The 13,439-nt window shown below is 56.9% G+C and carries 11 protein-coding genes; 7 read left to right on the top strand and 4 right to left on the bottom strand.

The window, feature by feature from the left end; all coding sequences use genetic code 11:
* Nucleotides 1-158: 158 nt before the first annotated feature.
* From H5P28_RS10205 to H5P28_RS10190, 4 genes are all read left to right on the top strand, one after another.
* Nucleotides 159-893 carry a hypothetical protein gene (locus H5P28_RS10205; RefSeq protein WP_185675606.1) on the top strand — a complete coding sequence of 245 codons (735 nt, stop codon included), beginning with the start codon at nucleotides 159-161 and terminating at the stop codon, nucleotides 891-893.
* 91 nt (nucleotides 894-984) lie between these two features.
* Nucleotides 985-1,389, top strand: a complete 405-nt coding sequence (locus H5P28_RS10200) for a paraquat-inducible protein A (protein WP_185675605.1) — start codon at nucleotides 985-987, stop codon at nucleotides 1,387-1,389.
* A gap of 31 nt (nucleotides 1,390-1,420) precedes the next feature.
* On the top strand, nucleotides 1,421-1,966 hold the full coding sequence (locus H5P28_RS10195; RefSeq protein WP_185675604.1) for a hypothetical protein: 546 nt from the start codon (nucleotides 1,421-1,423) through the stop codon (nucleotides 1,964-1,966).
* A gap of 128 nt (nucleotides 1,967-2,094) precedes the next feature.
* Nucleotides 2,095-4,755: a hypothetical protein gene (locus H5P28_RS10190; RefSeq protein WP_185675603.1), complete on the top strand. Its 2,661-nt coding sequence runs from the start codon at nucleotides 2,095-2,097 to the stop codon at nucleotides 4,753-4,755.
* An 82-nt stretch (nucleotides 4,756-4,837) separates the two neighbouring features.
* On the opposite strand, the gene H5P28_RS10185 is transcribed toward H5P28_RS10190, so the two are convergent.
* Both H5P28_RS10185 and H5P28_RS10180 read right to left on the bottom strand, forming a co-directional pair.
* Entirely contained in the window at nucleotides 4,838-5,872 is a 1,035-nt protein-coding gene (locus H5P28_RS10185; protein ID WP_185675602.1) for an IS5 family transposase, read from the bottom strand.
* A 112-nt stretch (nucleotides 5,873-5,984) separates the two neighbouring features.
* A complete protein-coding gene (locus H5P28_RS10180; RefSeq protein ID WP_185675601.1) occupies nucleotides 5,985-7,187 on the bottom strand; it encodes a glycoside hydrolase family 130 protein in 1,203 nt (400 codons plus the stop codon).
* Between the two features lie 142 nt (nucleotides 7,188-7,329).
* Here H5P28_RS10180 and H5P28_RS10175 point away from each other — a divergent pair, with 142 nt between their 5' ends.
* Together H5P28_RS10175 and H5P28_RS10170 are read left to right on the top strand one after the other, a co-directional pair.
* Nucleotides 7,330-8,562 (top strand): XylR family transcriptional regulator, encoded by a 1,233-nt coding sequence (locus H5P28_RS10175; RefSeq protein WP_221773399.1) that lies wholly within the window; start codon nucleotides 7,330-7,332, stop codon nucleotides 8,560-8,562.
* Between the two features lie 466 nt (nucleotides 8,563-9,028).
* Nucleotides 9,029-10,456 (top strand): tyrosine-type recombinase/integrase, encoded by a 1,428-nt coding sequence (locus H5P28_RS10170; RefSeq protein ID WP_185675599.1) that lies wholly within the window; start codon nucleotides 9,029-9,031, stop codon nucleotides 10,454-10,456.
* Nucleotides 10,457-10,472: 16 nt separating this feature from the next.
* Here the strand turns inward: H5P28_RS10170 and H5P28_RS10165 are convergent, their stop codons facing one another.
* Together H5P28_RS10165 and H5P28_RS10160 are read right to left on the bottom strand one after the other, a co-directional pair.
* Nucleotides 10,473-10,913 (bottom strand): hypothetical protein, encoded by a 441-nt coding sequence (locus H5P28_RS10165; protein WP_185675598.1) that lies wholly within the window; start codon nucleotides 10,911-10,913, stop codon nucleotides 10,473-10,475.
* Nucleotides 10,891-11,475 carry a nucleotidyltransferase domain-containing protein gene (locus tag H5P28_RS10160; RefSeq protein ID WP_185675597.1) on the bottom strand — a complete coding sequence of 195 codons (585 nt, stop codon included), beginning with the start codon at nucleotides 11,473-11,475 and terminating at the stop codon, nucleotides 10,891-10,893. The genes H5P28_RS10165 and H5P28_RS10160 overlap by 23 nt, the downstream gene beginning before the upstream one ends.
* Nucleotides 11,476-12,249: 774 nt before the next feature.
* Here H5P28_RS10160 and H5P28_RS10155 point away from each other — a divergent pair.
* Complete coding sequence (locus H5P28_RS10155) at nucleotides 12,250-13,281, top strand: IS5 family transposase (RefSeq protein WP_185675592.1); 1,032 nt, start codon at nucleotides 12,250-12,252, stop codon at nucleotides 13,279-13,281.
* Nucleotides 13,282-13,439: the final 158 nt, after the last annotated feature.

The following is a 13,439-nucleotide window of genomic DNA, read 5'->3' as shown; positions in this document are numbered from 1 at the left end:
GCGGCCCAGACTGGCAGGCGTGCCGCGATCATCCTCATCATTGAGAAACCGTCCCACCAGAAATACCTCCAGCGCCTGGAGGGAGTCATCGAGAGCCATGCCTTGCCGATAGTGGTTCTGCCGTACCGGCAGGGGCATTGCTTCCCCTGCGACAATCCATGAACACGCCACCTCTTCAAGAACACGATCCATCGTCAGAGCCCGAAGCTCCGAACCCGGTAGAGTCAGGTACTTGGAACAAGCTCGCTGGGCTTTGGGAACACGAACGGCTTAAACGCTTCAGGGAGAGTGGCTGGTATATTCCGCTGCTGGTTGTGCTGGGGATTGCGCTCTTTGCCGGTCTGTGGGGAGACAACCACGATGAGGAAACCGGCTTCATCGCCGGGCAGCCCTTGAAATCAGGGGCAACCTATTACGTCTGGATCAGCGAGGTCAACCTGTTCTCCCGTCCGGGAGGCTGGGACCTGGATGGGAGTGCCCCGGATATCGCTTACGAACTCTATACCGGGCACGGCAATGAGCGCATTTTTAAGAGCGATGTACGCCATGATACCCTGCTGGCCCAATGGTCCGAGATCGGGCTGAGGTACTCGGGCGAGATACTCGGCTTTGCGACAAGCGGAGCGGGCACGGTATCGCCCGAGGAAATGATTCAGGCCGCGAGGCTATTGGCAACCGACGGGGCAAGCCTGACCATCAAGGTGCTTGATAAGGACCTGACGACAGACGAAGTCGCGGGTACCTATGCGCTGGCCCTGGATGAACTCCACACTGGTAGCAACGCCTACACCGGGCAGCGCATGGACGGGGTGAGCGAGGTCTCAAGCCTGAGCCTCGAAATCGTCCCCACCGAACTCCTCACCGATTACCTCAAGCAGAAGTATGCCCGCTGAGATGAGACGACGCAAGCTGGCTGGTATCCGCAGGTTACTCCTTTTGAGCGCGGTTACGCTTGGACTGGGGCTTGTTTTGCCGTGCCTGACAATGAAGCCCGGCTTTTGGGGCGTGGAGAATTACCTCCCGGTCGGCGAGCCCGAGAGCAAGTCCATCCTATCGGGCATCTGTCACCTGGCCCTCTCCGGGGATCTCTTTCTGGCCAGCCTTCTGCTGGGGTTCTCAGTGCTGTTCCCTGTCTGGAAGCTCTGCGTGTTTTACAGCGCTGTCTATCGACTGGAGCATGGGCTTCCGGCTACCAGGTCGCTCAAGTTTGCCGGAACGCTGGGGAAGTTCTCCATGCTGGATGTGATTGTCATGGGCATGCTCGTCCTGGCCTTTCAATCCTTCCCAGGCGGCACACGTATTCATATCGAATGGGGCATCGGCTTTTTTCTGCTCTCCGTAATCCTGAGCATCGTCGCGTCTATCCAGATCAAGCCCCTGAGCCATTAAGCTTCTCTTCATTGAACCGACTGAACCAACCATGCGCCCCCTGCAACTGCTGACCATCTTATTTGCGTGCTTGAACACGAGCGCCTGCCTACTCGCTGATGGTACACTGGGAATCGACCCCACTTATGATGACGATCACTACATCACGTCTTTTGTCATTACCAAAGGCGGGAAGACTATCCACACTATCCGTCCACGCTACGCCGACATGCTGAAGGAACGCACCTGTCTGGAGCTGCCCTATAAGACGATGTCTGTCTTCTCCCTGCTAAGGCCGTGGGATGCGGTCACGGCACCGGGAGTTCCAGCGCTGGTCATTATGGAACGCGAGCGGGAGTTTCCAGCTACTGGTGCCCCTGAGTGGGTCATGCGTATTTTCCTGCTGGAAGATGGCCATATACGTGAGCTTCCCCCCGTACGCGGTGGGGGCGAGGTCTATTACTTCAGCGACTTCGATTCGGACGGCACTCTGGAGTTTGTTAACGAGGAAGGTCATTCCGGCAGGGTCGATGGCACCGTGCCGCAGTCAAAGAGGGTCTATATGTTCGATGGAGAGCGATACAGACCGACGAGGTGAAGCGGCGGTCGTATGGCGGGAGGCGCTGTAAACCATGGTTTACGGCCGTGACAGCTTCAGGATTTGACTATGTTCGCAGGCCGATACAGGGCTTGAATTAAGCATTACGCTTGCTAATTTAGGTTTTCATGTCAGCAAGCTCCTCAACCTCTCTTGTCCGTGGCTGCTGTGCTCATAAGGACGCGATTGAAGCGGTTCAGCGTGAGCAGCGTAAAGTTGGGACAGGCGGGGCGCCGTACCTAGAGGCCGTGGCAGCACTGGAGGCGATGCAACGTCGTCTGGACTGGCAAGCCCCTCAGGGAGTGGTAGACTCAGATGGAGTGGGACGGAAGTTGAGCGTTCAATTGCTCAAGCACAGGTGGAGCCATGTCGAAACAGGTGGTGGATTGCTATTGACTTGGGCGAAGCTCAAGGAGCGTTTGAAAAGCCACTGTTATGAGAAGAAGGAGGACGCCCCGCTCTTCTTGCTCGTGAAATTCTACAACGACGGTTTTGAGAAACGGAGTTTCTTCAAGCGAGGGGGCGTTCATCGTGTCGGTGGGATTTCCCGGTGCAGGGAGAACGTGGAGTGGGTTGACGGGTTGACGCTCGACTTTGATGCGGGGCTTACGGTTGAGCAGTTTGTCGAGCGGTATGGTAGCTACGAGTACCTGATTTACAGTAGTTTTAATCACGCGCCTCTGGATGGGAAGAACAAGTTTCGCGTAGTCATGCCCCTGAAGGACCGGGTAAGGCCGGTCGAGATTGAAAACAGGCGCCGGTCTTTGATGGAGTTGTTCAAGGATGCAGACCCGGCCAGTTTCAGCATCAGCCAGGGGTTTTACATTCCCACTCACCCAACAGGGATAGAGCCGGTTCGGGTAGAGAACCCGGGGGAGTGGTTCGACCTGATGGAACTGGAAGTCATGCCGCGGTCGAAGCCTGCCTTTGCCAGCTCGATCAAGGTTATCGCTGATGGGGATGCTCCAGGAGTCATTGCCGCGTTGATGAACTGCATGCCCCCGGACACGGAGTGCCTCAGGGAACTTCCGGGCACGAATGGCCACAGCTATGCCCCAGTGATTGTCCCTCTCTTGAGTTCACTGGGGTTCTGGGGGCGCGAGCAGGGGATGGACGAGGAGGACATCCATGAGCTTGTCATGCAGCGGTGGGGGATGTCTCCACATTCGGATAGTTTTTACCGGCTGATTTGCGGGGCTACCTATGGCGGGTTGGAGTGTGGACAAAGCTTCGTAGAACGGGTTGGGCGGGCTGTATCTCAGGGGATTGACCTTGGTATTCCCAAGGATGAGTTTGAGCGGGCGCGTGACGAACTTAACGGGCTGCTTAAGCAACAGGTTGAAGTTCGACCGGTAGAGGTGATGGACCTTGATGCGGCCACTAATAAGCTCCAGAACCTTCTGCTCCAGCGGATGTACGGCTATGGGAATCAAGACTCATACCGCAATCACTTGATCATTCGGTATGAGGCTGGCGCTGGGAAAACCAAGCATGCCCACACAATGCTCTGGCTCAGCATGATGATTCAGAAACCGCCGCGTGGGGAAAACCGCTACTGGGTGGTGGATTATCTGGTTCCGGATAACACACTGGGCGGGGAGATTGCCAAACGGCTACGGACTGAGTCCAAGGATCGAGGGGTGCACGTACAGCATATTCAGGGACGAAAGCAGCTCTGCATCGACCCGAAGGTAAAGGAGGCGGAGGGGCTAGGGTATGAAGTGCGGAGTCCTTGTGAGGGATGTACTTATGTCAGTGAGTGCGAGTACCTGAAACAGTACCAGCAGCCCAAGGGGGAGCATTGGATTCGCGTGCTTTATCAGGGGATGGCGAGCAATCAAAAGGCGAAATACGACCCGATAGAGAGCCCCGACTTCTTCGTCGTCGATGAGGACATGGTCACGTCAATGTACGCAGAAAGGGAGTATGGCCACGTCTATGGCTTCATCAGAGAAATGCCTGCCAGCCTCAATGCGAAGAGCACATCTGCGGAAATTCGTAACGCAATCGGGGGGTCGCTTCGTCCTGAGGTCAAGGAGCTAAGAGGGCGCGAGGACAAAAATTCTTCACTGCCCGCTGTTCAGTTCAGTAAATTCCGCAAGGGGGATATTGATCGTGACGAGTTCAGAAGGCAGTTGGAGGCAAAGCGTAACAAGGAAGCAAAACGGGAAGGCAAGCGTAGTGTCGCAGATTGCTCAGCCCTGCTTGACGACCTGATGCACAGGCCGCAGGCAGTTTCTGTCAGAGAGGGGGCGGATGGGGTACGTTCGATCATCTCGTCGAGCCTGCGTCCGTTGGCCTCCCGCTATGCGCAATCCCCCTGCATCTACCTCGACGCGACGGCTGAGAAGCTGGTCATAGAGCGTGCGTTGTGCGATCATGAAGGGGCAGGGCGAGGGATCGACTACTGGGAGTGCAATGTGGCCTATTCCCCTTCCGTCAAGGTGTACCAGGACACGTCGCGCTCGTGGAGTATGCAGTCGCTGTGCCCGAGAGCGAAAGGGAAACGGGAGGTTAACGAGGTCCTCCTTAGTTTTGTCTGGGATGAAATGGTCAGGCGCAGTTTCCTTGCGGGGAAGAGGTTTGCCATTGTCACCTATAAGGCGGTGGCCGAGTACATTGATAGCGGTCGCACTCCTCCAGGGAGCTTAAGCCTGAAGGAGAGCCCCCTTTTCTGCGGCGTGGGGCATTTCGGTAATATCAGAGGACTGGAGGGGACTTCGATTAATGGTATGATTTTGAGCGAGCATGCGATCTATGAGATTTCAGATGCTCGCAGAACGTTCTGAGATGCCTTTGAAGGCACGGGCCATGCTTGTTTTAGCCTCAGGCAGAGGCAGATTTGGGCGATTTTCGCCCGTTTGGGCAGGCTCATGCCCTGGCGTGGAACATGGCATAGCGGTCGAGGTTGTAAGTGAGGTTGGTTAACGCCGTTTCGAAGCAACATCGTTGCTGTCCGATACGGCGGAAACGATCGCCGCCGAACTGGGCGATGCGTCCGAAGGCGTGTTCGACTCGGGAGCGGATGCGGCTCTTTTCCTTGTTGGCTTGCTTTTGCTTGCGGCTGAGTGGACGTGTGCAGGTGCCTTTTTCGCAGATGTTGGCGAGCATGGCGAAGCGCTTGAGCAACGCGGCGATGAACGGACCGACATAGGCGCTGTCGGCCCACAGTACGGTCTCGCGGTCGCTTTCACGCAGCAGTTTCCCGACGGGCTGGGAGTCGTGAACAGCGGCGTTTGTGACGGTGAAGGTCTCGATGAACTTGCTGGCCGCGTCCATTTTGATGTGGTTCTTGTAGCCGTAATAGCTCTGGTTGTTCTTTTGCGTCCAGCGAGCATCCAAGTCCTTCTGACACTGGCGGCGCGGCTTGCGCGCGATGCGTTCGGGTACCTCGCCACGTTTGATCTGCTCGTTCTCGTCACGGCGGTTGCGCTGCTTGGGAGCCTCGATAAAACTGGCGTCGATGATCTTGCCGCAACTGGCTATCAACCCTTGCCCGCGCAGTTGCTCGTTGAACAACTCAAACACCGCCAGCATCCCATCGGCACCCAGACGTTCCTTAAAGGCCCAGATCGTGGCATGGTCGGGAGCGCCATCGCCAAGGCGTAACCCCAAGAAACGCAGGAAGCTGAAGCGGTCCAATATCTGGAACTCCGTCTCCGGGTCGGACAGGTCGAAAAAACGTTGCAACACCAGCACCTTCAACATCAACACCGGGCACCAAGGAATGCGACCACCTTTGCTTTGGTCGCCATAGGCCAGAAGCTCCGCCAGCAAAGGACGGAACGCCTCCCAGTCGATCACCTCAAGCCGGTCCAGGCTGCTCTTGCGATGCGAAGCACTCGCCTCCGCATGCTTCAAAATATCAAAGAGATTGCTCTGCTCACTGCCAGTCTTTACGCGCATATCCTAACGTAACTACTTGTACCAATATCGTCGAGGTTAATCGAAGTGCCCCTAATCTCCCAATCTGATTCTGCGATCTTTCCCCTAAAATTCAGGTTTGAAAGAACCAATTTCAACAGCCCAACTCCAAACATATTCCCTTTGCGTTGCAGTAGGCGAGGTTGCGCTCGATCAGCTCGATACGCTGCTGGGTGCAGGGGCCGGTGCGGCGGGCGTCCGGAGGGGTATTAAAAGCGTAATCCAGCATGGTGGGAATATCGCTGGTGGCCACATGCATGCGGGTATCGCAGGAGGCGTAGTAGATGAAGAGCTCCTCGCCCCGGACGGCCACGCCGTTACTGAAAACCACATTGGAAACGTCCCCGACTCTCTCGTCTCCCAGCGGCGCGATGAAGTGTCCACCGGGCGCAGCGATGACCTTCGCCGGGTCATTCAGGTCCGTGACGAAGACATAGAGCACATAGCGCAGGCCTGCCGCACAGGCCCGCACCCCGTGGGCGACATGCAGCCAGCCACGCTCGGTCTTGATCGGTGGAGCACCCGCGCCGTTCTTCACTTCCTTGATCGTGTGGTAGAGGCGCGCATCAATGATCTTCTCCTCACCGCAGATGGCGGGGTTCGTGGACTCGGAGAGCGCAAAGCCTATGCCGCCGCCCGAGCCCGCATCGATAAAACCGTCCTGAGGGCGCGTGTACCAGGCGTATTTCCCGTCCACGAATTCCGGATGTAGCACCACGTTGCGCTGCTGGGGCGAGGGGCTCTGGAAGTCCGGCAGGCGCTCCCAGGTGATCAGGTCGCGGGTGCGGACGATGCCACACTGAGCCTCGGCCACCGACTGGTCGGCGGCGGGCGCTCCCTCCGGGCGGCGCTCCACGCAGAACGTACCGTAGATCCAGCCGTCTTCATGCTCGGTGAGACGCATGTCGTAGAGATTCGTGCCGTCGCCGGGCAACTCGGGGACGAGCAGCGGCTTTTCATGGAAGCGGAAGTTGTCGATCCCGTTCGGGCTTTCGGCCACGGCGAAGAAACTCTTGCGGTCATTGCCCTCCATACGTGCCACGAGATAAAACTTACCGTCGCGATAGATCGCACCCGAGTTCATCGCAGCATTCACCCCGAGACGCTCCAGCAGCCGCGGGTTCGTCTGCGGGTTGAGGTCGTAGCGCCAGAAGACCGGTACGTGATCCCGCGTCAGCACACAGTGCTGATAGCGCCGGTAGATGCCGTTATAGAAATCCGGGTCCACTTCGTTGGGACGCGTGACAAGACGTTCGTGGCGGGCAAGGAGGTCGTTGAGTTGGTCGTCAAAGCTCATGAGAATCGGAGGGGGGGATGGGTTCAACTAACGCGGGAAGCTGGTTTAACTGCCGCTGACACAGGACAGATTCTTCCAAAACACAGGTTCCATAAATGCTTAATATTTGACATTTTTTCGTCGAAAATTGAACGTCATCTACGTGTCTACGCAGACAGACAGCGCGCGCAAACGCCCCCCTAAAAAACAAGCAGAGCGCCCCTGCATCCTGCTCGCACTGGGCTGGTATTCGCCCGCTATCCACCGTGGCATCGCCCGCTACGCGCGCCAGGCCGGATGGGTACTCGACGCCAGCATGGCCCGCGATGGCAGCATCCCGCGCCCCCGCTCCTTTGACGGCATCGTGTCGCTCCTGCGCGAAGGAAGAAAACTACGCGATTTCGTCGCACGCTGCGGCAAACCCGTCGTCAACATCGGAGACATCCGCCTGCCAGGTATCCCCAATGTCCGGTGTAACGACGCAGCCATCGGGCACCTGGCTGCCGATCACTTCCTTAGTCGCGGCTTCCGGCACGCTGCATTTTTCCTGCGCTCACGCACACCTTCAGCCCTTGAGCGCATGCGCGCTTTTGAGCAATGTCTGCTGAGGCAAGAGGCTACCTTTTATCTCATCGACGCCACCTCGGCAAGAACCCGGGCCTCGCGCCAGGGGCAACCCATCGACTGGCTCGGTGGCGAACTGATGAAACTGCCGCGCCCGCTGGCGGTTTTCTCCGAGCATGATGAAGCCTCCATTGAGGTGCTCAATGCCTGTCGCGCGCGGCAGATCCCCGTCCCCGAGCAGGTCGCCGTGCTCGGTGTGGACAACGACCCCCTCCGCTGCGACTTCGCACCGGTGCCGCTCTCCAGCATCGACAACAACCAGGAGGCCGAAGGCTACCATGCCGCCGCGCTGCTCGGCCAGTTGCTGAAAGGCAAGACGGTCAGAAAATCAGAGACCCTTATCCCGCCACTAGGCGTAACGACACGCCTGAGCACCGAGATCTTCGCCGTCGAGCATCCCCATGTAGCGTCTGCCCTCCGCCATATCTGGCAGCACTACACCGGCCCCGTCAACGCGAAGACCGTGGCCGCAACCGTCCCCATCTCCTATCGCCGCCTGCACGATGCCTTTCAGCAGTCGCTGGGCCGCACCCTCGCCGAGGAGATCACCCTCAAGCGCCTGGAAAAGGCCCAACAGCTGCTGGTGGACACCAAACTACGCGCCCACGAAATCGCCCACCTCAGCGGTTTCCCCGGCGAGGACCGTATGGGCCGCGTCTTTCGGCGCATCCTCAACCAGTCCCCACTCGAGTACAGGAAGAAAAACAGCCTCGCAGGGACAGTTGAGCCTCACTCCTTATGCAATGGTGCGCCTTTTCCATTTTGCCGCTAACGGGCAAGCTGAAAGAGCTAAGCAACTACACAAGCAGAGTTGACCGAAAACTATGGACTTCCGAAACAGGCAGGCTCGGGGCGAGGCTGACGCCTTGTTAACTTATTTTCGGTCTCTGGCGGAGAAACGGAGAAAAAGGGGCATTTCGGGGCCGGCGGGCGAAAAGTGCTTAACAGGCGGGTTTCTCCGGTGTCGGGGAGAGGGAGAGCGTGGCGATACGGGTGGGTTTTGTAACCCTTTGCTGACAGCGGGATATAAAAAATCCCGAGCCAAACGTGGTCTCGGGTCTCTGGAGTCAATCGGAAGCGGGGAGAGTTTCCGAAAGGAAATCTTGGCTGCCCGTATTGGCTGAAACGACGAACCTTGAGCGAAGTTTGCGAAAGTGATTAACAGTCCTCGTTATTTTAACGGTAATAGCATCATCATAAACAACTTACAAAGTCTCAATAAGCTAACTGCTTGATTGTTGTCCAAAAAGTTGTCCAAATATACCCCTATGGCAAGACCGGCAAAGAAGGAGCGATTCAAGGTTGAGGCATTCAAGAACGCTTCGGGGAGCACAGCCTATCGTGTTGCAGGGTACCGTCCTGATGGCGAGCGTATCCGTAAAAATTTCCGTTACAAGGCCGATGCGATCGAGTACCGGGCCTGCTTGGAACGTGATAGCGACGAGGGGAAATACGATATCCAGCTCGCACGCACGAAATTAACCCCCTCCCAGCTCGCGGATGCTGAGACCGCGTTGAGCCATACCCCTGGGCAGTCCTTGACCGAACAGGTCTTGGAATTGAAGGGCATGAAGGAGCGCGTTGCCAAGGTCAGTAATATAGGGCTGGAAAACGCGGTGGCTTTTTTCGAGAAGCACTACCGACCCGAGATTGCCACGATAGGCATCCATCAAGCTTGCGAACGGTTTCTGGCTTCGCGGATAGGCCGCTCAGAACAGACGGTCGAGTATTACCGCAAGTGCTTGAGACTCCTGATAACTCCCGACCCCAACAAGCAGGTTCACGGGTTTACGACCCGGGATATGGCCACTGCCCTGTCCGGCTATGACCACATTGGAACCCAGCGCACCTACCGTCGCGGACTGAATGCCTTTTTCAACTGGGCAGTCCGGGCAAAATATTGCCTGGAAAACCCCTGTGACCATCTGGAAGCATTACCCCGTCAAAAGCGCGATGTCGTAATCCTTCGGCTGGAGGAAGTTCGGCAACTACTGTGTGCCTCCTGTCGCTACCAAGAGGGGGTGATGGCTGCTTCGATTGCCATCATGCTCTTTGCGGGATTGCGTCCCAGCGAGCTATCCGACCTGACTCCCGCAGATGTACGGGAGGGGAACCTCATCATCTCAGGGGGCAAGATGGAAGGTAAGATCAAGCGCCGGGTACCGATTGTCCCTGTACTGGCATCGTGGCTGGAAACGTATCCGTTTACGGGGGTTCCGAAAAACTGGTATAAGAAGGTGGAAGTCCTCAAGAGGGCGGTCCAGCCCGAGCAATGGGTCAGCGATATCCTGCGACACACCAGCATCAGCTACCAGATCGAACGCGACGAGGACATAGGCAAGGTGGCGACCCGGAACGGTACCAGCGATAGCATGATTACCCTGCACTACCGCGATGTGGTTGAGGACCCGGCTGATGTTACTGCCTTTTGGACGCTGACTCCCGAATCCGTCAAGGACGTTGTTCTTGCCGGGGCCTTACCTGCCCGACACAGTCTCTCATGGCCCTCCGACCGTGACCTCAAGGTGCTGGTCTGGGAAAAGCCCTTGTCTCGTCTGGCCGATGGTCTCGGGGTGTCAGACCAGGCTATCCGCAAACGCTGCCTCAAGCGCGGGATAGAGCTGCCCAAGAATGGGCACTGGCAGCGGGAAAGGAGAACCGGGTGACGGGCGATTCAGGCCACTAAGACAAATGGGGATGCCTACTGCGAAGCCATTTGAGGACGGCCTCTTTCAACTCAAGGGTAAACGCAATCAGTTCCTTGGTTTCTTCCGGGCTTGTGCGTCCGGCGACATCATACTCAACGGTGTTTCGCTTACTGCGGCAACTGTCCAGATAATCCGCGTCATCCTTTCGGTCTGTTCCCAGCACCAGCGGCAATGCCTGTAGGGTGCGGTAGTGTGCCAGATGCTTTTCCGGGCGGTAGCCTTCTGCGTAGAGAAGGATCGTGCAGAGCTTCAAGGCCGCATTGTAGGCGATGCCGAACTGCCAGTCGGAACTGAGCCTTGCTGTTTGCGCGTCAGCCAAGTCACGCTCAACGATGGCCAACAAGTCCGCAATTTGCTGACGGTTTGTTGCATGAGGCCGCAACCACCCGTTTTTATGCCAACTTTGCAAGCTCATCGTCGCTGCCAATAATCCACCGTTTGGGTTTGGTTGTCACGTCCGTAATGTAGGCATCCCTCGCCCGCAACTTCTCTGCATAGGACTGAGGAGAGATCGCGTTGGGGTTGATTTCCCTGCCGAGCGTTGCCGACAGTGGCCGGAGACGGGGAGCCAGTTGACGCAAGCCAACGGAGCCGATCACCAGAAGATCAATATCACTTTGCGCAGTGGCGGTATCGGAGGCAAAGGAACCGTAGACAAACGCAAGGTCAATGCCCTCAACGGGTCTCAGTGCTTCTGTCAGTTGCGCTAGCCAGCCGGTTGTTTTCAGTGCAATACTGTGTAATTCGGGGTACAGAGGATGCTCCGGGTTTGCCCTGAAATAGAGCCGATTGCCGTCTCTTTTCTCAAGCACAAGACCAGCCTCCCGCATGTTGGCGATTTCCCGTTGAATGGTGCCAACCGCTAAATGGCTCAATCGCGCGAGGTCACGCAAGTGCAGCGACTGGCCCGAGTCCGCAAAAAGCAGCCTCAGTAACTCAGCCCTGGCTTTCGGAAAAATTTGTTCGAGGGAATTCAAGATGGATGCTTTTAGCATACAATCGTACGCCCAGTCCATACATTTATGACAGGTAGTTTACTGCCAAACTCCATCCCTCAGATAAAAGGCTACCTGTGGATCTTTGGTCGCTTGCGGGGAGTACATTGATCGGGCGGGGTATCAAACTGCCCCAAACGGGCACTGGCAGCGGCGGGCGCAGGGATTCTTTCAAAACGGTGTGTAGATTATCATATGCAGCAAAAAGATACAATACCCTTATAAATTATATTATAGAGGTTTTGTACTTTTTTGCTGCGCCCTCGATCTTAATCAAAGACTCACCCGAAAACGTTTCCTTAACGAACGCTTCACATGTCGGCTGATCAGCCCCAATGACGATTCCATCCCTTTTCTTGCGGTCAGCCTTCCGCGTCGTATAGCGGAAGCAGGCATATGAACAAACCTCGGCGTCGCCCTCGGCGTTATTGAGCAAACCTCGGCGCATACGATCCTCGGCGTCATTCAGACAAGCTGGCCAGGCCTTCCACTGCTTCCCTGTCCGCAGGGCACACTCATCAGTAGCCAAAGCACCCCTTAGTGCCAGCCGTAATTCGTCTTGCCGGGAGAGCGTTGCTTTCAAGTCCAACCCGTTGCCTACCCGAATAGGGAGGGCGGCGTTTGTAATCAGGAAAAGCTCTTTCGGCTGGTCCCCATGAATCAGGCGAAGCCGGTGTGCGGCCTGAGCCGTTTCGGCTGTATTAAGGCCACTTCGATTAACCTCGCCTTCTTTGCGACAACTGGAGACAATCTGATATGCGCGTAAAGACTGGTAGCAGCCAAAGCAATCTCTTCGACATTTTGAAACACGCGGACAGCGCTTCGCAGCGTAAGAGCAGCCTGGATCGGCTTGATGTGATCGATTGGGAGACGTTTCGTGCGTTGCTTGAGGAGCGCCTTTCCTACGGCGACCAAAGCAAGGGTGGGCGCATTCCGTGGTGTCCGGTTTTGATGCTCAAGGTGCTGGTATTGCAGCGCTTCTTTGACCTATCGGACCAAGAGACAGAGTTTCAGATTCTTGATCGCTTCAGCTTTCTGCGCTTTGTGGGGCTACGCCCCGGCGATGGTTCTCCCGATCACGCGACGATCTGGTCCTTTAAGGAACGCCTTGGAGCCGAGGGGATGGTTGCTGTGTTCGAGTTGTTCAACGAGCAACTGCGCACTCAGGGCTTGATCGCCAGTTGCGGCAAGATCATCGACGCCAGTTTTATCGAGGCTCCCAAGCAGCGCAACCGCCGCCATGAGAACGAACAGATCAAGCGCGGCGAGGTGCCCGAACGCATCGCCAAGAGGCCGCGCCGGGCCTGCCAGAAGGATCTCGATGCGCGTTGGACGCAGAAGAACCATGTATCCTATTTTGGATACAAGAACCACGTCAAAGTCGATGCGGCCAGCAAGTTTATCGAGACCTTCACCGTCACAAACGCCGCCGTCCACGACTCCCAACCGGTCGGGAAACTGCTGCGTGAGAGCGACCGCGAGGCCGTGCTGTGGGCCGACAGCGCTTACGTCGGGCCGTTCATCGCCGCGCTGCTCAAAGGCTTCGCCATGCTCGCCAACATCTGCGAAAAGGGCACTGCCGCCCGTCCGCTCAGCCGTGAACAAAAGCGTGCCAACAGGCAAAAGAGCCGCATCCGCTCCCGCGTCGAACACGCCTTCGGCCGCATCGCCCAGTTCGGCGGCGACCGCTTCCGACGTATCGGCCAGAGACGATGTCGCTTCGAAACCGCCCTTACCAACCTCACCTACAACCTCGACCGCTATGCCATGTTCCATGCCAGGGGCTGAGCCTACACAATCGGGAGAAAATCGCCGCCAAACGCCTCAATCTGAGGCCAAAACAACCACCGCAACTCCCTGCAACTGCCCATCAAGCCCCCTTCCAGGCATCTGAAATCTCATAGCTGAACGGCTCAAGCAAAATGACTCCCTTAATCGAAGTGGCC

Origin of the sequence: Ruficoccus amylovorans (assembly GCF_014230085.1) — a bacterium.
Lineage (GTDB): Bacteria > Verrucomicrobiota > Verrucomicrobiia > Opitutales > Cerasicoccaceae > Ruficoccus > Ruficoccus amylovorans.
The sequence above is the reverse complement of the archived record's forward strand: the minus strand, read 5'-3'. Positions and strand labels throughout refer to the sequence as shown.